The organism is Zobellia uliginosa (assembly GCF_018860745.1).
Taxonomy (GTDB): domain Bacteria; phylum Bacteroidota; class Bacteroidia; order Flavobacteriales; family Flavobacteriaceae; genus Zobellia; species Zobellia uliginosa_B.
This window is the reverse complement of sequence record NZ_JAHKPY010000003.1, coordinates 828,080-846,814: the sequence shown is the minus strand read 5'-3', so window position 1 is coordinate 846,814 and position 18,735 is coordinate 828,080. Positions and strand designations below refer to the sequence as shown.

The window sequence follows — 18,735 nt, the reverse complement described above, 5'->3', positions numbered from 1 at the left end:
GCTTTTGTCAAGTATTAATATTTATATTTGCCTAAAGCAAGTATTTTATATTCCCTTTATAATTAATCCGAAAACAAGAATATGGCAAAAGCTATTCAAATATCCAGTTATGGTGCTCCAGAGGTATTAAAATTAACAGACCTCTCTCCTATTACACCCAAACCAGATGAAATAGTGATTCGGCAAACGGCAATCGGTATTAATTTTCATGATATTTATGTACGTTCCGGGTTGTATAAAACACTCTCTTTACCAGGAATTCCTGGAATTGAAGGTGCCGGCGTCATTACAAAAATTGGCAGTGAGGTTACTTCTTTTTCTATAGGCGACCGTGTTGCGTACATTACTTCCAGTTACGGCGGTTATGCTTCTGAACGAAGCCTTCCTGCAGCTATAGCTGTCCCCATTCCCGACGGTATAAGTGATGTTATCGCTGCCTCAGTCATTCTTAAAGGGCTAACGGTACAAATGCTTGCGAATAAAGTGGCCCGGATTAAAAAAGGGGATGCTATTCTTGTTCATGCTGCTGCGGGCGGTGTAGGTCAACTTTTGGTTCAGGAAGCAAAAAACAGGGGGGCAACGGTTTTTGGTACAGTAGGGTCGGATGTCAAGGCCGAAATCGCAAAAAACAAGGGCTGTGACCATATTATACGGTACAGGGAAGAAAATGTCTATGACCGCGTTATGGATGTTACCAACGGTACAGGCCTGAGAATCATATACGATAGTGTTGGGAAAGATACTTTTTACGATTCACTGGCTTCCCTAGATTTTGGAGGCCATTTGGTGAATTTTGGACAATCATCAGGACCTATCGAAAACTTTGAGGTTTCCATGCTGGCCAAGAAATCCGCTACCCTTTCCCGTCCTATGATTTTTCATTATGTCCGCAAACGGCAAGAACTTTTGCATATGAGCCAGACCCTCTTTAAGGCAATTAAAGAGGGCGACATCAAAACTACCGAACCACTTCAAATGCCATTGAAAGAGGCTTCAAAAGCACACGAGCTACTTACCTCTAGAACACTCACCCAATCCATTGTACTCATTCCATAAACTAACAATATGTCCGTTTTCAACCACAAAGATTTTAATGACCATGAGCAAGTAATATATTGTCATGACGCCAGTGTGGGCCTACATGCCATAATCGCCATTCATAATACCGCTTTAGGCCCTGCGGCGGGAGGATGCCGCATGTATCCCTACGAAACCTATGACGATGCACTTACAGATGTACTTCGTCTCTCAGAAGGCATGAGCTATAAAAATGCCATCGCAGGACTGCCATTGGGCGGCGGCAAATGTGTTATTATTACAGACCCCAACACGCCTAATAAAAAGCAATTGTTACGGGCGTTCTCAAAACATGTCCAGCATTTAAACGGAAGGTATTGGACCGCTATTGATGTAGGCGTAGGTCCTGAAGATGCAGATGTATTAGCTGAAAATTGCGATTTTATATTTGCCAGGGCAAGCCAATACCCTACTGGTTTCAACCCCTCTTTATTTACCGCTTTTGGTGGATTTACAGGCATTAGAGCCGCAGCAATGCACCTATGGAACTCTACTGATCTATCGCAAAAAAAGGTCGCTATTCAAGGGTTAGGAGCCACAGGAAGAGAATTATCCCGACTTTTGCATGAGGCAGGTGCACAATTGGTGGTGGCAGATGTAAATCAAGAAGCGGTGGATTTTGTTGTGAAAGCCTATGGAGCAACGGCCGTTTCCCCTAAAGAAATACATGCTGCCGAAGTAGATATTTTTGCTCCCTGTGCTATGGGTGCTATCATCAATGATGCTACTATCAATGAAATAAAGGCCAAAGCCATTTCCGGACTTGCCAATAATCAATTGGCTACCGCTGCACACGGAAAACAGCTTATGGAATTGGGAATTACCTATGTACCCGATTATGTAATCAATGCCGGCGGAATGATGGGTGCGGGATCTAGAATATTCTCAAAACCTACAATGGAAGACTCCAAAGAACGGGTTTCGGGTTTATACGATATCATCTTAAACCTTTTGAAAAAAGCGAAAAACGAAAAACGACCGACTTCCGAAGTGGCGGACGAAATTGCCAAAGACCGGATGAACCATGCTAAGACCAACACAAATAAATAAAAACCTATGGCTACCTATGTAATTGCAATGATGACTATTCACGATTTTGAAACCTACCGAAAATATACCGATAGAACCCCTAAAACAGTGGAGAAATACGGGGGTAAATTCCTAACGCGTGGAGAAGCGGTTTCTACGGTAGAAGGAACACCATACAATGATAGAATGGTAATTTTAGAGTTTCCTAATAGAAAGAGCGTAGATGACTGGTTTGCGGACCCTGAATACCAAGAGGCCGTAAAATACCGTCACGCTTCTTCTACAATGAATATGCTTTTGGTACAGGATGGTGGAGAAAACACCTTAAATCCCGACCCTAAAATTTAAGGTTTTAAAGGTTCGGTTTTAGTAAGTTGATATCAGCCTAATCTACTTTTAACACCTTTTCGGTGTGTACGGTAAACTTAGCAACATTTCGTACGGAAACCACATACATTCCTTCGGATAAACTACTCATATCAAAAGGATAAGAAGACTTACTTGTAGTAATACTTTTAACCTGTTTTCCGTTCATATCAGTGATTTGAATGACCGATTCCGAAACCATTCCCTCAATATTAAGGATATCAGAAGTGGGATTAGGATACATGGTTACCTCTACATGTTCCAAGATTTCATTTTCGGAAACACTGCCATTGGTATTATACACGGCCACAACTGGTGGATTTGAGTAGGTACCTTGTTCCATATCGCCACTTTGTATGGTCAAATAGAGGTTTCCGGTACTGGGGTCAAAACTACCGCCACCAATACCTTTATTTCCCGTTTCTTGAAAAGGGGACTCAAAAAGGCCATGATTATAGGGCATTACCTCATATGCTTTTAGCGTTCCGTTTTTTACGGCCATTAAATCGTTCATATCCCACAGCCAGTAGTATTGATACCTATCACTAGCCACAGGCGGGCAATATCCGCCACATAGGTTACCATTGTCTTGGGTACACTTGTAGCATACGCCACTTTCGTGGCCGCCACTATTACCTAGGGTCAAATACGTTCGGGTTCCGGGTACGATAAAACCGTAGGTGGCCCTGGATAGATGCGTCCAGATATTGTTGGTTTTAGATTCGTTGCTCAAATCCTTATTCAAGGGATTGGACAAACTAAAGTCTAACAAAGTATTGGTTTCTATGGATGTTACCGCGTTCAAAGCATCACTCATTTCAAAGGAAAATGCAGACGGCCCCACACTGGCCCTGGATATAATGGGGATTCCACTGGACTGACCCGTAATATGCGAACCTTCCAATGCTTCTTTCCACGCTTCCGGTACTGGGGAAATCCATCCAGAAGTATGGCCGGCACCGCCTTTAAAACTATAGTAACCACTAACTGGGGAAGTTTCAATGGCATTGGCATCCTCAATGATTACCGTAGTCATGGTATTATCTGCCGGTGCATCATAATATTCATAACCGTTCACGATCAATTTGGCCTGTCCGCCATGGTTTACATAATACATCCCTCCTACACTATTGATTTTCTGAGGGTTTCCGTCATTTGTTTTCGTTAATACGGAACTAAAAACCTGAATGGGCGTTTCTACCATATTCAATTCTGAAAGGGTTTCGCTCTTTATGATTTCTGGAATCGCATATTCCGCTATGGCCTGGTGGTGCGAATGACCAACAATATAAAGGGAATGGTTTTCATAATTATAGGCAATGGGTCCTTGATTGTAGTTGAGGTTGGAAACACCATTGGAATGTGAACTGATACGAAATGCGCCTTCATAGGTCAATTGGGGCATTGAAAATAAAGGAAGTTCTTCTGGACTTTGACCGAACATTGGGAAAACGGACATGACTAGGAACATCCAAATAATGGATAAAAACTTCATGGTAGGTTGTTTTTGGGGACTATATTTCAATTTACGTGTGTGCTTCAACAAAGCTTTAAATTAACGCAAACTTCAAACAAATGTTGCTGTATAAATTTGATTTTGAATATAGTTTAGAAGGGTTTTATTATGTTGTCGTTACCGTGGTTTTTATGATAATCTACTAAATAAGCTACAGGATTCTCTTGCTGCTAGAAAAGTAGTTCATCATCCTCATCACCACCCGGTAATTCCAATGCTTTAACCGATTGTATGGCGTTTCCGGCAATCCCTTTTATAGAGCCGTACATATCTATGGTATTCGTAACCACTTTCTCAATTTGCTTTTCACGCTGCTTCCAAATACGTTGCATTGAGCGTTTCTCGCTCTCTAAATCCGATTTCATTTGGGTAAACCCTTCTACAATGGCCTCTACTTGCATGCGAAACGTATTTCCCGTAAGAAAGGTGTACAGCATATCCATTTTGTCCCCCTTGTTTTCTTGGGAACTCATAGCGGTATCCAACTTCACAATGGTTTCTCTAAGAACGGCACAAAGCCCTTTGAATTCATCATAGTTGCAAATCCAGATGCCATCTCGTAAGCCCATTCTATCCATGCCAGATGGCATGACCTCGGTGACCAAAACACCAATATTGGCGCCTCTATCTCTAATATCCGCTTTGAACTTTTCTATCCAAGTAGGCTGAAAATCTTTGGTACGTTTGCTTTCATAATAGATGGAACCACAGTTCTGAGCGGCACGGGTATTCACAACCTGAATACAATCTCCGCCACGGGCCCCTTTCTTGATTTCCTCAATGGAATCTAAAGGAAATTGCGCAGCCAACCATTCCTCAATGGCCAGTTCTTGCACTTCGCCTTGCAATTGCATAGAACCCTGCTCCTGCTTACGTTTCATTTCCTCGGTAAGCTTCTTCTGGTCTTCTAATTGCTTTTGCATTTCTTTAAAACGCAATTCATTTTTATCTTCTTCGGATTTTTTGATTTTCTCTTTCTCTGCAATAAGAATCTCGTTCAATTTCTTTTGAGATTCTGCTTCTGCAATCTCTTTTAGCTCGGATTTTTCGCGTTTAAGCTTTTCAATTTCGGCCTTGGTTCTATTGAGCTCTTTTATTTGCTCAGATTTCTCGTTCAGTTCTTTTTGCAAAGCATTAAACTGTTCAGACTGCTCTTCTTTTAATTTGAGTTTAAGTTTGGATTCTATCTCTTTCTTGCCCTCTTTTAACTGATTTTCCAATCGTTCTTGAAAAAGCTCGTTCTCTTGCTTTTTCTTCTCTAGAAACTCCGCTTTTTCACGTCTCAGTTTTTCTTGCTCAAATTCATAGCGTTTCTTTTCTTCTGCTATTTGAGACTGATATTTTTGTTTGATTTCTTCTTCAAGTTGATGCGCCAAAATATCTTGTACATCTATTGATGTACCACAGTTTGGGCATTTTATTTGAGTATCTTCTTTCATGTATTCTTATTAATTCTCTAAATATTCACCTTTGCAGACCTTTCAAAGGTACTATTTACTATTTCCAAATCATCGTTTGTAGTTTAGTATCCAATCTAGAAATAGGGATTGGTAATTTGTTCAGCAAAGGCAGATGGCACATGAGAATGCATTTTAAACCCTAGATGTTCAATGGGTTTTATGTGCAAAACTCATTTTAAACTCTTTGTCTTTCATTACGCTTTAATTTGAAAATTCAGTTTTACGAAAGACTCTCCACCTTCCATATATACTACTGAACCACAACCCATTTTAGAACCTGATGAATTATTCAATCTAGATGAGTTCTTAAGATATTGTGTAAACTTATTGAAATCAATTAGATTATAGCAACGTATTTCAGTATCAGGCTTAACAATTATTATTCCATCTACAACATCGCACTTCCCTAACAAAACAGCTTTTGAAGCCATACCTGTAGCTGCTTCAACTAAAAAATTGACTAATTTATATTCATAAAATTTATGACCTTGAGTTAGGTCATAATTCATAGGGTTATCAACTTCCAATTTATCAATAACCTCTGTAATTTTTGTTATTTTGCTTACATACTTATCCTTCACAACATGTGCAATAATCTCTGGTAAAGCACTATCTATTACCTGTAGATTCAGCTTAAACGTACTGTCATCATACGAATCAAAGTCAACTTTATAACCTAATTTATTCAGTTTTATGTACTTATGCCCTGTTTTAATATTATTGACTTCAATTAAACGCTCTGCAGAAATTGGATTATTAGATGAGCCAGAAATCTTATAAGTAATTGTTTTGATATTATTTTCTTGGAACAAAAACTGATCTATAATCAGTTTATATAATTTATCGGATTTAGATTTAAAAACCTCATTTGAGACACTTATTTTATTTTCACCATTGGAGATAATTGTTACGCCTTCAATTATTTTATATGTATAAATAGATTCAATCATTTTAAAAATATTGTTTGATAATGGTAATCTAAAAACTCTTTTTTTGGCAAAAACCTTTCAGGTTTTAAAATTTCTTGATTCTGATACTTTAAGAAGAATTCGAATACCGATTTATCTGTAGAATAATTATCAAAGTATTTTGAAATCTTTATTTTAAATTCTGGAGTAACTGTTATGTATCCTTTATCAAAAGCTCTGTCATGAATTGAATTCAGACACAAACCATTGTGTGGGTTAATTCTATTTTCTTTATCTTTTGACCAGGGTTTTATATGACTCGCAACTAGAAAATCGGGAATTGAAAGTCCCGTGATACAGCATTTTGAATTGTAGGAAGACAGAATAGTACTTCTGAAAAAGCTCTGATTTACCCTTTTCTTAACTATGGTATCTATTTCTTTTCCTTCTGGAAATTTTTCCAAAACAGAATTTTCATTTGTTTTATTTTGAAATTTCTCTATTAACTCCTCGCTTTCGAATACTAATTTCTCCCAATTACCATTAAACTCATCCCATACTTTTTCTTCCAGCTTGCTGCCATTTATTAAACCTGTAATACCTTTCTTTTTTAATTCTGGGTCCAGTCTTCCAAAATTTCCTATTTTCATATTTAATGCAGAAGGGGAACGTCCGATAATATTTGCATATTTAATTATTGTTGGATTAGTTTTACTACTGCTTTTAAACGGTATTTTACAATACACATTAAATGCAACAATTGTTTCTTCTCTTGACCAATAATTTTTAGACATTCTTAAGTTAATTAGGACACAAGTGTGGAATCAATAGTGTAGTTGAGTATTCTGTAAATTAATAAGTTTATCATAATATATAGGCGCATCTAGAGTTTAAGTACAAACAAAAGCTTCAACAATTTTCACATACAATACATTTTACTGTACTAAAATATATTTTCTCTATAGTATTGGAAAACAGCTAAGCAAATTATACAAAAAAAAGATATTATGGGCCTTAACTATATTTCTAAAGCTCCCACTCACCCCATCTATCCATCCCATCCTGATACCATCTATCACCTGAAAGAAATAACAAATCATTGTTTCTTTCCACCTCAAATTCTACAGGTTGGTTGTAGATTTTTCCAGCTTTCCAAGCCTCAAAACATTGTAGGAGCAAGTCTATCTGTGTGTCTTTGGTCAGGTCCATATCCAGCTCATAGAGTTGTTTTATAAGCGGTACGGCTTCCGTAGAGAGTTTATCATCAAAATGAACAAGTGGCGATAGCCTTATGATGCTTTCGTTCAAATCTTTGCCCGTGGTGGCTTTAAAAAACATCATGGCCATATAATTGGCGGTATCTGGCGGTTGGTATAAAATAGTCTTGGCTTGGTTAAAAACGGTTTCCATAAAGAAACTCACTTGCGGTTTAAATTTATGAAAAGCCCATTTCTTTCTTCGGTATTGCTGGGTGTCTAGTTTCCAGTTCCAAAACGTCTCTTTTTTATCCGAAGACATTAGAGGGTTACTGGTCCCCAAGGAAACGATTTGCATGTCCTTTAGGTCCACTTTCAGTTTATAGGCCTCAATAATACCCGCTAGAATAGGGTTGTTGAATCCGCCAAGGGCGCCATCCCACAGTTCAAAAAACACACCGCTTTCTTTTGCTTTAAAGCGTGCCGGAAAATCAAAATACTGCACCGGGGCATTGGAAGAACCGTTAATGGCCTGCGTTAACCGCACCGAGTCATATCGCGATGGCGTTAAGGCGTAGGATTTAAAAAACTTAGCGCGGTTGTTGAGTGCATCATAGGTACAAACCACGATTTTAAGGGATGATTTACCAATGATTTTGGGCAGTTCGGACATCTGCACCTTATCCACTTCGGGAAACAGATATTCAAAAGCTTCTTTTTTCTTTGTCGCACTATATTTTGGCCCGAACCCAATGCCGAAAAACCGCAAATAATCCACCGGAAAAAAGCGGTCCCAGAAGGCATTTTTACAAAAAATGCGTTCTCGGTTTTCTTTCTCCTTAAACAGGCTAATCGCCTTATCAATAGAATAATTCTCCGCCAAGGCAGCCAGAACAATACTACCACCGGAATTGGCGATTACCAAGTCAAACTTGCGCAGCACCTCATGACCGTTCATATTCCCGTAGCGGTCCCTAAGGGTAAGCAATTGAATTATGGCCCAACTACCGCCACCGTCCAGAGATAAAATTTTATACATCTTGTTATTCAGAATTCAGGAAAACACTGCTTTGTAGTCACTAAATATATTAAAATTTAATAAGTAATCGGTTACAGAAAAGCGTAATAGAAAGCAAGAATTGGCGTAAGCGCCCGTATGCTTGCAAAACAATTTTACGTTCTTTAAAACTACGAGGCCGCTTTTTTAAAATCTTGCTTTTCACATGCCCTTCAAACCCTAAAAAACCAATATCTTCGCGCCCGCTATGTGGATGTATCTTGGGCTTCTGGCCGCTTTATTCTTAGGGTTTCACAACCTACTTAAAAAACATGCCGTTCAGGGCAACGAGGTCTTTCCGGTGCTTTTGGGCACCATTTCTTCGGGTTTCTTATTGCTGCTGCCGTGTTACTTGGGTTCCATTTGGTTTCCCGCTAAGATGTTGGGCTTACAACTCTTCGTTACCGATATTCCCTTAAAGACCCACGGATACATTTTTATAAAGTCCGCTATCATGGCGGCTTCATGGCTATTGGCCTACCAAGCGCTAAAGCATCTGCCCATTACTATTGTTACGCCCATACGGTCTGCCGGTCCGTTTTTTACTTTTATCGGCGCGATTACCATCTACCAAGAAAAGCCCAACGGCTGGCAATGGATAGGATTCTTTCTGATTATCTTTTCGGTGCTGCTGTATTCCAGAATCGGTAAAAAGGAAGGCATCCATTTTAAAAGCAACAAATGGATATTCGCTATTATCGGCGCTACTTTTTTAGGCGCTTCCAGTGGACTGTACGATAAATTCCTCATTCAGAGTCTTACCTTGAACCCGCAGACGCTGCAATTCTGGTTTTGTTTCTATACCATTCTTATTCTATTGGTAATCCTGAGCATCACCTGGTTTCCGAATGCGGAGAAGCGAAGAGCGTTCAAGTGGCGCTGGTCTATTCCGCTTGTGGGCATCTTGTTGCAAATAGCCGATTACTTCTATTTTAAGGCCCTGCAAGACCCAGATGCGTTGATTATGCTGCTTTCCGCCATTAAACGCAGCCAGATTATCATTGCCGTAGTGGTAGGCGGACTCATTTTTAAAGAACAGAACAAACGCAAGAAACTAGTGCCGTTAGCCGGTATTTTGATTGGGGTGTTTTTGATTTTGTATTCGTAGGGGTTATAAAGAGACTATAACATTCCATATATAAATACCGTTGTGATATATAATCATCATCAAGATATTGGTTTTTCTTTATGGCTAACAACATCAATAAAAAAGGATCACAAGTTTTAAAAGTAATTCTCACGCTCCTTTTTATGTTTCTATTTTTCTTCACCCCTTTTACCGTTCTTAATTTAAAGGAAAAGTTTGTTTACCTCAATCATAAAAATGAGTTTACCAAACTAAGGGTTAGAGTAGATTCTATTCAGCCAATTGTTGGTACTTCTATTGGAGGAAGTTCTACTTTGTATGGTTACGACGTTCACTATAACAATCCTAAAGAAAAAGTTAGTTTGGACTCACCGGAAGGAGATATTTTTATTTGGAAACAGGATAAAGATGATTATAGACATTTCTTTAAAATCTATGATGCTACGCCATTCTATCTACCCATGAACGATTCTATTTGGGTTTGGCATCACAAAAATATACCCGACAGATACGCAATAGAAAATGAGCCCAGCCTTGATACTTCGGGTTTTATATTACAGATTATTTTAAATATCGTAATGCTCATATTAGTGCTGTGGGGTGTTACATGGCAAATTAATCAGTGGATTCAAATAAAAAGGAGGCGATAATCAGTGTCAAGCTGATAGCTATTTGATGTAGAACCAATGCCAAGAAATAGAATTCAAGCAAGTTTGGTGCTACCTACCATAATTCACAGATACCCTCAAAATAAGTTCCTTTACAAATTTCACTTTCCCAATTGGTTGTGCCTATCTTTGCACTTTGGAATCCGTTTGATTTAGAACCACAATTTTAGTAGAACAGTATATGCCATTTAGAAAATTACACCCGCACTTATTAGAAAATTTAGAGCGATTGGAAATAGAAACGCCAACGGCATTTCAAAAGAGTAGCATTCCCGTAATTAAAAGTGGTATCAATGTTTTTGCTTTTGCGAAGAAAGGAAGCGGAAAAACCACCACGCTAATTTTGACCACTTTACAAAAATTAAAGTGCGAAGCTGCGGGCGATGCGCCAAGGGCCGTGATTATGGTTGCTGACAAAGAAAAAGTACTTGAGTTATATGAGGCTTTTAATGAATATACCAAATATTCTTCGTTACGAGTCTATGCAAGTTACGAGCAGCTGCATATAGACGTACAGAAGTCCGAAATATACATGGGTATAGATATTCTGATTACAACCCCTAAAACCCTTCATAGCCTGTTTTTGACCAATGGCGTGAGTATTTCCGAATTGAAAATCATAAGTGTTGATGATGCCGAATTTCTTTCCAATAAAAAAGACGCCACAGGATTGATCGCTATGGCAGCCAGTATTAAGAAATCGCAATTCGTAATTTATGCCGAAAAAGAGCATCCACAATTAAAACGTTTAGAAGAACACTTTATGGAACACTCCAGAACCATTAAAGCGTAAACCTGAAGTACGTTTACCAGGAAATAGGGAAGTAATCTTTTAAGAATTTACCACACCAGTGTTTACCGGTATTGATACCGTCAAAAAGCGGGTCCACTACCCTCGCGGCACCATCCACAATATCCAATGGCGGCTGAAAATCGTGTACTTCTTGTTTTCTTTTGGCCAATTCCGCTGGGTCTTCATCCGTAACCCAACCGGTATCTACCGCATTCATAAAAATACCGTATTTGGCCAGGTCACCTGCTGCGGTATGTGTCAACATATTCAAGGCTGCTTTCGCCATATTGGTATGCGGGTGTCGCGATTCTTTGAAAAAGCGATGGAACTTACCTTCCATAGCCGTCACATTTATGATGTGTTTCTGACCCGTATTTTCCTTTTTCATGACTTCTGAAAGTCGATTGCACAACACAAAAGGTGCCACGGAGTTTACGAGTTGTACTTCTACCATTTCCGTGGTTTCAATGGCGCCAAGTTTTAAGCGCCAGCTGTTGGTTTTACGTAAATCTACTTGCTGTAAATCGGCATCTAATTCACTTTCAGGGAATACTTCTTGCGTAACCAAACTGGCATCAAAACTATACGGAATTTGTGACAATTTTGCAGAAGAGCGTAGCCCGATACCAGGTTCTGGACCATGCCATGAAACCGGCATATTTTTATTGGAAGATGCCGTAGAGGTCAAAGTAGTCAATTCCTCTAAACAGCTCATATGGTCTTTTAAAACCCCTTTGGCAAATTCCGGTAACGATTCGAACGGACGTTCTTCATTGGGCATTAAATGCGCATAGAACCCTGCAGGACGGCGTACCGTTTGTGCTGCATTGTTAATGAGAATATCCAGCTTCTCATAGTTCTGCTCAATATAATTACAAAAAATCTCCACACTGGGAATATGCCGTAAATCCAGTCCGTGTATTTTAAGTCGATGTCCCCACTCCATAAAATCTTCCTCTTTAGAGAAACGTAAAGCGGAATCAACCGGAAAACGAGTGGTAGCAATAACCGTAGCGCCACCACGTAATAACATGAGAGAAATATGATACCCGATTTTAAGTCGAGAACCGGTAATAACGGCCACTTGCCCTTTTACATCGGCAGTTTGGAAACGTTTAGCGTAATTGAGGTCACCACAATCGGTACACATGGTGTCATAGAAATGGTGCAGTTTGGTGAATTTTGCTTTACAGACGTAGCAATCACGTGGTGATTTCAGTTCACCCATCTCTTTTTGTGCCAAGTCTGCAGCAGCCAATAATTTTGGAGCTACGAATACCGAAGACTCACGTGCATAGCGGATTCCCGTTTCTGCGCGTGCACTTTTGTCCTTTGCCGCTTGCTTGCGTTTTGCCGCTTTTTTGGCATCTTTTTTACGACGGGAAAATTCTTCGCGACTAGGTCTGGACAACTGTCCGGAAGCTTTTATCAAAGCGGTACGTTGTTCTTTTGGAATTTCAAATATCTGATTGGTATCTGCCACCAATCGCTCTAGAACGGTAATTGCTTGTTTTACTTCGTCTAAAGAAATCTCTTGGGAACCATCCAATTCTTCACTCTTCATTCTGCCTATTTTTATCCGCAGTAAACCACCGCTCAATCACATTTTATGCCGCGCGAAATTACATCTTTATTCCCTGTACTTTATGTAAACGCAGTGTTTTATTTTATGCATCTTGGCTCCATGAAACCCAAACTTATGAATAAGAACAAGCTTTTAACTAATTCCTACTTTAACTAAAGACTTGTTCACAACACAAAATAAAGAAGCGCTTACGGTTATATCCGCAAGCACTCCTATAATAATTAACGAGGCAACTAATTACTTATTCCATATCTATAATACCCACAATTTCATAAGCCCTTGTGCCATCTACCTGTACTTTTTCATATAGAATATTTGCATACTCGTAATAGGTTTGCCCATCTATCGTCACCTTTTCATAATCATCAGGAAGCTCGTAAATTATAGTACCTATTTCTGGTTCTACCACTTCATATTCGTTACCCACTTCGGCATAAAAAGTACCACCAATGGTGAAGTATATATGGTTATTGAAACGGACTCTCTTATGCCCAACGGGTAACGTATTAATTCTGAAACCAATTTTTGGGGCTATAGGTATGTAACGACCTCTGGAAGGTGCATAAAACCTATTGTTTGCATAATAGTAATTCTGACCTTTGTATTTCACAACTCTTTTGTTAGGTACGGACCTTACTGCAGTAACCTTCTTTTTAGGGGTTTTGTAAACTACTTTTTTACTGGATACCCTATTAGGTGTACTTTTGGTTACCGTTCGTGTAGTTGTAGTTGTTGTTTTTGATGTACGCTTCCGAATTTGTGCATTACCTGCAAAAATAAATCCGATTAACAATAAAGGTAATACGAAGTATGTTTTAGTATTTGTTTTCATGATTTTTATATTTTAAAAGGTTAAACTTTCATTTATTCAATCACTACTTTGACAGCAATTTTTAAGCCTGGTTTAATTAAAAAGACCCAATTTTGAGAGCAATTAGACCAATAGTCTTTTTTTATCTATGGATCAGCAGATTTCATAGACGAGAAAAATAATGTTCCTATCAAAAAAAAGACGTATTCGGCCGAATACGTCTTTTCAATTTCAGTAATAAAAGAAAAACTACTTTATATATTTAAACCTTAATCATTTTTAAGTCCCTTTTCAAGAACCGATTTGATACCGGCAAGATTATCAGAGAATTCCATCATCTGGGAAAGTACTTGAGCCATCTCATTGGCATTACCAAACCCTTTTAATTTATTGTTCTTTACAAATTGCTCCTTTATAGCACTCCAACGCGCATCTTCTTCCGTAGTAAGATTATTGATCAGCTCATTGTACTTTAACAAGTTTGCTTCTGCAGAACCAGTTAAGGTCTGCGCTTCATTCTCATAATGTGAACGTAAAAGCGTGTTCAACTCTCGCTCATTCATTATAGGCACAATCTGAGCCACCAACTTGTTCATATCCCTATAAGAGCCTTGAAGTTTAAAAGAAGGTTCTGTACGGTATTCATCTTGCATTGCGGCACTTTTAATGTAGGTTGCATTTACTTTCAATAATACATCTCTTACCCGCAATACTTTTTCGAGAACCTTTTTATATTCTTCAACTTCTTGACTAGAATGGTTGCCAATTAATTGACCCTCATCTGATTTAGATTCAATTTGTTCAACCAATGTATACACATCATCAAATTCTTTACTTGCCAGTTGCTGTAAAATAGGATTTGCTGTAAGCGAATTTTCTACCAAACTCAATCGAAATAAATGTTCGGTTTCCCCAATAATATCACCAAGGTTATAAATATCCGCACGGTTGGCTAACATATCTGGAATCTGAAATTTCTCTCCGCTTTCCGTATATGGGTTACCTGCCATTATTACGCAGAATTTTTTACCACGTAAATCGTATGTTTTAGGCTGCCCTTCGTATACACCTTCTATTTTACGAGTACCATCTGATAAGGAAATGAATTTTTGTAAAAATTCTGGATTACAATGCTGAATATCATCAATATAAAGCATGACATTATTCCCCATTTCAAAAGCAAGGTTCAGCTTTTTAAGCTCTTCACGAGCAGCACTGTTTTTTGCAGAGGCTGGGTCTACGTTGGTAACTTCATGACCAATTGCCGGTCCATTTATTTTAACGAAAATTAATCCAAGTCGGTTTGCTATATATTCCATCAAGGTGGTTTTACCATAACCTGGTGGCGATATCAAAAGCAACATACCCATTCTATCGGTACGTTTGTTTGCACCTACCGTACCTAGTTGTTTCGCTAAATTGTTACCGAAAATTGGAAGATATACTTCATCAATTAATTTATTACGTACGAATGATGTAAGCACTCTTGGCTTAAATTCCTCTAACTTTAAATCAATTTTTAGTTTTTCGGTTATTTCGTGTTTTGTCTTTTTAAACTTTAGAAATGCCGGAACTTCATCTAACACAAATAAGCTCATTCTAGAAATAAAATCATGATAATTGAACGAATAAACTCCTTCAACAATAGTTTCATGAGAGCCTCTCAGCTCTTTTAAACTTTCATTCGGCGAAACAGCCTTGATTTTAGAAGCAGACTCATCTCTAAACAAAATGGCTCCTACAATTTCATTTTCATATCTGTTTAAATTAATATTAGCATCGACAGCTTTTTTAGATTTTAAAAATGCACCTACCCATTGTTTCACCAAACGAACTTTCGATGCAAATTCTGGAGCTTCTTCAACACTTTTCTTAAACTTTAAATCTGCATTTTGAGATTTAAGTAATTTTAAAAATTCATCTTTTAATTGAATAGCAAAACCACTATACACGAATTCAGAATCTGATTTTAGCTCTTCAAACAAATAATCAGCAATATCTTCGCTTAATAGCGCGTCAAATAGCTTTGTTTCTTCAGAAAAGACTTCTATTTTCTTTTTCAATCCCTCAATGATAGAAGCGTATTCTTTAGATTCAGGAAAATATTGCAATACCTCTCCTGCAGCTTTTAAACCTTTATCTAATTCGGCTTTAATATCTTGATCCAAATCATACCAGAAAAATTGGGCATACCCACGAATTTCTGGTCGGTAGGTAAGTAAATCTAATTCATGGTGTTTATGTACCAAAAGCTTCAGTATTCTTGAAGCATCTACATCATGAACCCCTTTTATATAACCTTCAGAATAGTCATTTCTACTTTGTTCTTGAACAAGTTTCAACAACTCTTCATCACTTAAAGGAAGTAAATCTTCTTCGGTGAACTTTGAAAATATTTTGTAAGCTAAATATGCAGCACGATAAATATCATCGGTTTCAGAAACATATTCCTGATTCCATAAGTGCCTATTCTTAACAAATTCTTCATTGTTCAGTACTTTGTAAAAATCGGTTCCTGTTAAATGATAATTGAGTTCGTTATCATGAAAAACAATCGTTAAGTCTAACTGTTGTTTGTTGACTCCGAATTTGTGTTTACCTAATCTAATAACACTATCGCCATCTTCATAAAGATCTAGCTTATCCTTTAACTTTCTAAGAGCATCTTCCCTAGCCGTTTTCAATTGGGTTTCAATCTCTTCAGCTTTACCACTATCATCAAGCTCTTGCAATTGAGAAATAATATCACGCAGCTTATTAATCATTAAATCTGAAGCAAAGTATCCGTTGATTTCTACTGCAGAATTAAAACTCTGTGCCTTTTTCTGTACCCCTTTTAATATCCTGGCTGATGCATTGGCTAATGCGCTAGATTTTTTATTACGTTTTTCAATTAAAGAATTTTTTCTCGCATCAAATGCAGCATAAACCTCTTCTCTCTTTTCAATAATGGTTTCGATAAACTCTTCGAAATCGGTGAATTTACCCTCTAGTTCTTCTAATTGAATAGATGTTTTAGTTTGATATTCATCACACTTTTCTGGTGTAGATGCCATATCTAAGTAATTGATGATACTCTGATCAATCAATTTCAATTGTGCAGCAAACTCTGCCTTGGCTTCAGATATACCAAGAGAATTTCTTTTGTTTTTTAAAGCCGCCTTAAGTTCGTTTATAGTTGAGAAAATCAATGAAATATCATCGATTATCTTAGTAGAATGGGCAGTATCTTCAATTTCTAGATTAGAAACTATATCGATCAGCATTTCTAGTTGCGTACTGATCTCATTAATTTCTTCTTCCTTCTCTTTAGCTACAATTACCTTTTCAACAGTAGCTATAAATTCTTTTTTATCTTTTAAAGCGTCATGGTATGGTTGTAATGCATTTGGGTTTAAAAGAAACTGAACACAACGTTCAGATATCTTTTTTGTCTGCTCCCCTATTTGTTCTTCCAGGACCTCAATATATTCTAAATCAATATATCGTACTTCTTTAAGCGAAATAGCTTCACCTCTTAAAGATCGCAATCTGGTAAGTAATGCAACAAACTCATCAATGCTTTTAAATGATGTGCTCTTGATTTTATTAAATAACTCCTCAGAATTCTGTTGAATTAATTTAGATTGATTTTGGGCATTTTTACGGAGTTGAACCACTTTTTCAAACTCATCAATAGCAGCGTTAGATGCTTTGTTGATTTCTTCAATGGGCTCGTTTAATTGATGTGTATCTGGCTCTGGCAACCAATAATACGCATCTAAAATATCTTTCGAGAACTTTGCTATATCACTGTAGAGTCCCGCATACTTGTCGTTTTTATTCAATAATGTAATTAAGCCATTGACTTCTGCCATAGCCTTTACAATATCTTTATTTCCAATTTTATAAAGTAAGGTGTCTTCATGCTGTGAAGGCACGTAATCACCTTTTAAATAAGGCGTTTGCCAAATTTGAACTACATGGTGCTTGGTTTGTTCTTGCTCTGTTTTGAAATAACAAAGTTCACCGTTTTCTAAAATCGTAAATCCGTTACAGATTATCGGTGTCTTAATAACCTGACTTATGATATTATAAGACATGAGGTTATATAAACCCTCTGCAGCAGAATAAAAAACATAAAGAAAATCTTCTCCATTCGGAGAAATAATACGTTCTTGAAATTTTACATTAGGGATAGCATTATCAAAAATGTGATACTCTCCCGTTTGCAAGTAATACCCTGTTGGAAAGATGATACCTTGATCATCTGGCAGTAAAATACAGGCATCTTTAACAGAATCAATTTTTTGAACCTCTCGCATTTTGTCATTAAAAACAAAATAACGGGCAGCTTCTTGAAATGGCTTTATTTCTAAAATTAAAAGGTTGCCTAAATCTCCAAAACGATATTGACCATCATCTAAAGTTTGGTCAACATATTCTACGGGTTCATCTAAAATACCTTTGCCCTCTGTAGTGTTATCCTCAATTTTTATAGTAAGGTCGCCACCAATGGTTTCTACGAACACCCGGTCTTTTATAGACACATGAGGATGTTCTCCATAACGTTGCATATCTCTTGTAGCCTCTTGCCATTTAAACTCTTGTTGAACAGGAAATTTGTATTCATGTTCGCTACGGTTATCAATATATTTTAGCGAATTGTCTACCACTAACCATTTAAAGGTTTTAATATCTGTGGGACTCTCACTTAGCTGAAAAACCATATGTAGATAATTTCCAATTACGGCAAAGTTGGAAAATATCGTATTTCTATAGTATTTATATAGATTAGTAAAATCTGTTTTAAAGGTTGCATCTTCTAGCAGATCAAGATCAGCAGCTTTAAAACTGTTATCTGTAAAAGTGTAACTGCTAAAAACATCTTTAATATTTATTTCGGTTCTAAGACCAAAATGAACATTATACCCGAACAGGCAAGTGTCACCAAAAGAAACAATATCTCTTGCTATACAATTGTTCTCTGTATTGATTCTATCATTCGCAATAAGTTTAGTTTCTAATGAACCAAAAACGGTTTTTCTATCATCGTTTAGATTAATTAGCTTACTCTGTAACAATTCCTTCTGCTTTTGCAGTCGGTTTTTAATTACATCATAAGTACCACCATCTAAAATATGTTCTTCCGTTTTGTCTGTTCGGGATTCTTCTGCCATAAAAATAACTAGGCTTTAGTACT

General features: G+C 37.5%; 14 protein-coding genes. 6 read left to right on the top strand and 8 right to left on the bottom strand.

Annotated elements, in window-relative coordinates; all coding sequences use genetic code 11:
* Positions 1 to 81 precede the first annotated feature (81 nt).
* Genes KO521_RS07435 through KO521_RS07425 form a run of 3 tightly spaced genes read left to right on the top strand, consistent with a single transcriptional unit; the run spans position 82 to position 2,454 of the window.
* Positions 82 to 1,056, top strand: a complete 975-nt coding sequence (locus tag KO521_RS07435; protein WP_215939263.1) for a quinone oxidoreductase family protein — start codon at positions 82 to 84, stop codon at positions 1,054 to 1,056.
* Positions 1,057 to 1,065: 9 nt separating this feature from the next.
* The gene (locus tag KO521_RS07430; protein ID WP_215939262.1) at positions 1,066 to 2,127 is read left to right on the top strand and encodes a Glu/Leu/Phe/Val dehydrogenase dimerization domain-containing protein; all 1,062 of its coding nucleotides are present in this window, start codon (positions 1,066 to 1,068) and stop codon (positions 2,125 to 2,127) included.
* A gap of 6 nt (positions 2,128 to 2,133) precedes the next feature.
* Entirely contained in the window at positions 2,134 to 2,454 is a 321-nt protein-coding gene (locus tag KO521_RS07425) for a DUF1330 domain-containing protein (protein ID WP_194530527.1), read from the top strand.
* Between the two features lie 37 nt (positions 2,455 to 2,491).
* Here the strand turns inward: KO521_RS07425 and KO521_RS07420 are convergent, their stop codons facing one another.
* The 5 genes from KO521_RS07420 to KO521_RS07400 all read right to left on the bottom strand — a co-directional run bounded on the left by KO521_RS07420 (position 2,492) and on the right by KO521_RS07400 (position 8,591).
* Positions 2,492 to 3,967, bottom strand: coding sequence for a T9SS type A sorting domain-containing protein (locus KO521_RS07420; RefSeq protein ID WP_215939261.1), 1,476 nt, complete (start codon positions 3,965 to 3,967; stop codon positions 2,492 to 2,494).
* A gap of 191 nt (positions 3,968 to 4,158) precedes the next feature.
* Positions 4,159 to 5,427: a DUF2130 domain-containing protein gene (locus tag KO521_RS07415; RefSeq protein ID WP_215939260.1), complete on the bottom strand. Its 1,269-nt coding sequence runs from the start codon at positions 5,425 to 5,427 to the stop codon at positions 4,159 to 4,161.
* A gap of 215 nt (positions 5,428 to 5,642) precedes the next feature.
* Entirely contained in the window at positions 5,643 to 6,398 is a 756-nt protein-coding gene (locus KO521_RS07410; RefSeq protein WP_215939259.1) for an HpaII family restriction endonuclease, read from the bottom strand.
* The gene (locus tag KO521_RS07405) at positions 6,395 to 7,150 is read right to left on the bottom strand and encodes an HNH endonuclease (RefSeq protein ID WP_215939258.1); all 756 of its coding nucleotides are present in this window, start codon (positions 7,148 to 7,150) and stop codon (positions 6,395 to 6,397) included. Before KO521_RS07405 ends, KO521_RS07410 begins: the two co-directional genes overlap by 4 nt.
* 232 nt (positions 7,151 to 7,382) lie before the next feature.
* Positions 7,383 to 8,591 (bottom strand): patatin-like phospholipase family protein, encoded by a 1,209-nt coding sequence (locus KO521_RS07400; RefSeq protein WP_215939257.1) that lies wholly within the window; start codon positions 8,589 to 8,591, stop codon positions 7,383 to 7,385.
* A gap of 226 nt (positions 8,592 to 8,817) precedes the next feature.
* Here KO521_RS07400 and KO521_RS07395 point away from each other — a divergent pair, with 226 nt between their 5' ends.
* The 3 genes from KO521_RS07395 to KO521_RS07385 all read left to right on the top strand — a co-directional run bounded on the left by KO521_RS07395 (position 8,818) and on the right by KO521_RS07385 (position 11,157).
* A complete protein-coding gene (locus KO521_RS07395) occupies positions 8,818 to 9,717 on the top strand; it encodes an EamA family transporter (RefSeq protein WP_215939256.1) in 900 nt (299 codons plus the stop codon).
* A 143-nt stretch (positions 9,718 to 9,860) separates the two neighbouring features.
* Positions 9,861 to 10,346 carry a hypothetical protein gene (locus KO521_RS07390; protein WP_215939255.1) on the top strand — a complete coding sequence of 162 codons (486 nt, stop codon included), beginning with the start codon at positions 9,861 to 9,863 and terminating at the stop codon, positions 10,344 to 10,346.
* 199 nt (positions 10,347 to 10,545) lie between these two features.
* Entirely contained in the window at positions 10,546 to 11,157 is a 612-nt protein-coding gene (locus KO521_RS07385; protein WP_215939254.1) for a DEAD/DEAH box helicase, read from the top strand.
* A gap of 13 nt (positions 11,158 to 11,170) precedes the next feature.
* On the opposite strand, the gene KO521_RS07380 is transcribed toward KO521_RS07385, so the two are convergent.
* From KO521_RS07380 to KO521_RS07370, 3 genes are all read right to left on the bottom strand, one after another.
* Positions 11,171 to 12,721, bottom strand: coding sequence for an SDR family oxidoreductase (locus KO521_RS07380; RefSeq protein ID WP_215939253.1), 1,551 nt, complete (start codon positions 12,719 to 12,721; stop codon positions 11,171 to 11,173).
* A 262-nt stretch (positions 12,722 to 12,983) separates the two neighbouring features.
* Positions 12,984 to 13,574 (bottom strand): DUF6515 family protein, encoded by a 591-nt coding sequence (locus tag KO521_RS07375; RefSeq protein WP_215939252.1) that lies wholly within the window; start codon positions 13,572 to 13,574, stop codon positions 12,984 to 12,986.
* Between the two features lie 248 nt (positions 13,575 to 13,822).
* A complete protein-coding gene (locus KO521_RS07370) occupies positions 13,823 to 18,712 on the bottom strand; it encodes a DNA repair ATPase (protein WP_215939251.1) in 4,890 nt (1,629 codons plus the stop codon).
* Positions 18,713 to 18,735 lie beyond the last annotated feature (23 nt).

Coding starts and splice junctions, on each gene's coding strand:
- KO521_RS07435 (WP_215939263.1), top strand. CDS start 82: ATGGCAAAAGCTATTCAAATATCCAGTTATGGTGCTCCAGAGGTATTA.
- KO521_RS07430 (WP_215939262.1), top strand. CDS start 1,066: ATGTCCGTTTTCAACCACAAAGATTTTAATGACCATGAGCAAGTAATA.
- KO521_RS07425 (WP_194530527.1), top strand. CDS start 2,134: ATGGCTACCTATGTAATTGCAATGATGACTATTCACGATTTTGAAACC.
- KO521_RS07420 (WP_215939261.1), bottom strand. CDS start 3,967: ATGAAGTTTTTATCCATTATTTGGATGTTCCTAGTCATGTCCGTTTTC.
- KO521_RS07415 (WP_215939260.1), bottom strand. CDS start 5,427: ATGAAAGAAGATACTCAAATAAAATGCCCAAACTGTGGTACATCAATA.
- KO521_RS07410 (WP_215939259.1), bottom strand. CDS start 6,398: ATGATTGAATCTATTTATACATATAAAATAATTGAAGGCGTAACAATT.
- KO521_RS07405 (WP_215939258.1), bottom strand. CDS start 7,150: ATGTCTAAAAATTATTGGTCAAGAGAAGAAACAATTGTTGCATTTAAT.
- KO521_RS07400 (WP_215939257.1), bottom strand. CDS start 8,591: ATGTATAAAATTTTATCTCTGGACGGTGGCGGTAGTTGGGCCATAATT.
- KO521_RS07395 (WP_215939256.1), top strand. CDS start 8,818: ATGTGGATGTATCTTGGGCTTCTGGCCGCTTTATTCTTAGGGTTTCAC.
- KO521_RS07390 (WP_215939255.1), top strand. CDS start 9,861: ATGTTTCTATTTTTCTTCACCCCTTTTACCGTTCTTAATTTAAAGGAA.
- KO521_RS07385 (WP_215939254.1), top strand. CDS start 10,546: ATGCCATTTAGAAAATTACACCCGCACTTATTAGAAAATTTAGAGCGA.
- KO521_RS07380 (WP_215939253.1), bottom strand. CDS start 12,721: ATGAAGAGTGAAGAATTGGATGGTTCCCAAGAGATTTCTTTAGACGAA.
- KO521_RS07375 (WP_215939252.1), bottom strand. CDS start 13,574: ATGAAAACAAATACTAAAACATACTTCGTATTACCTTTATTGTTAATC.
- KO521_RS07370 (WP_215939251.1), bottom strand. CDS start 18,712: ATGGCAGAAGAATCCCGAACAGACAAAACGGAAGAACATATTTTAGAT.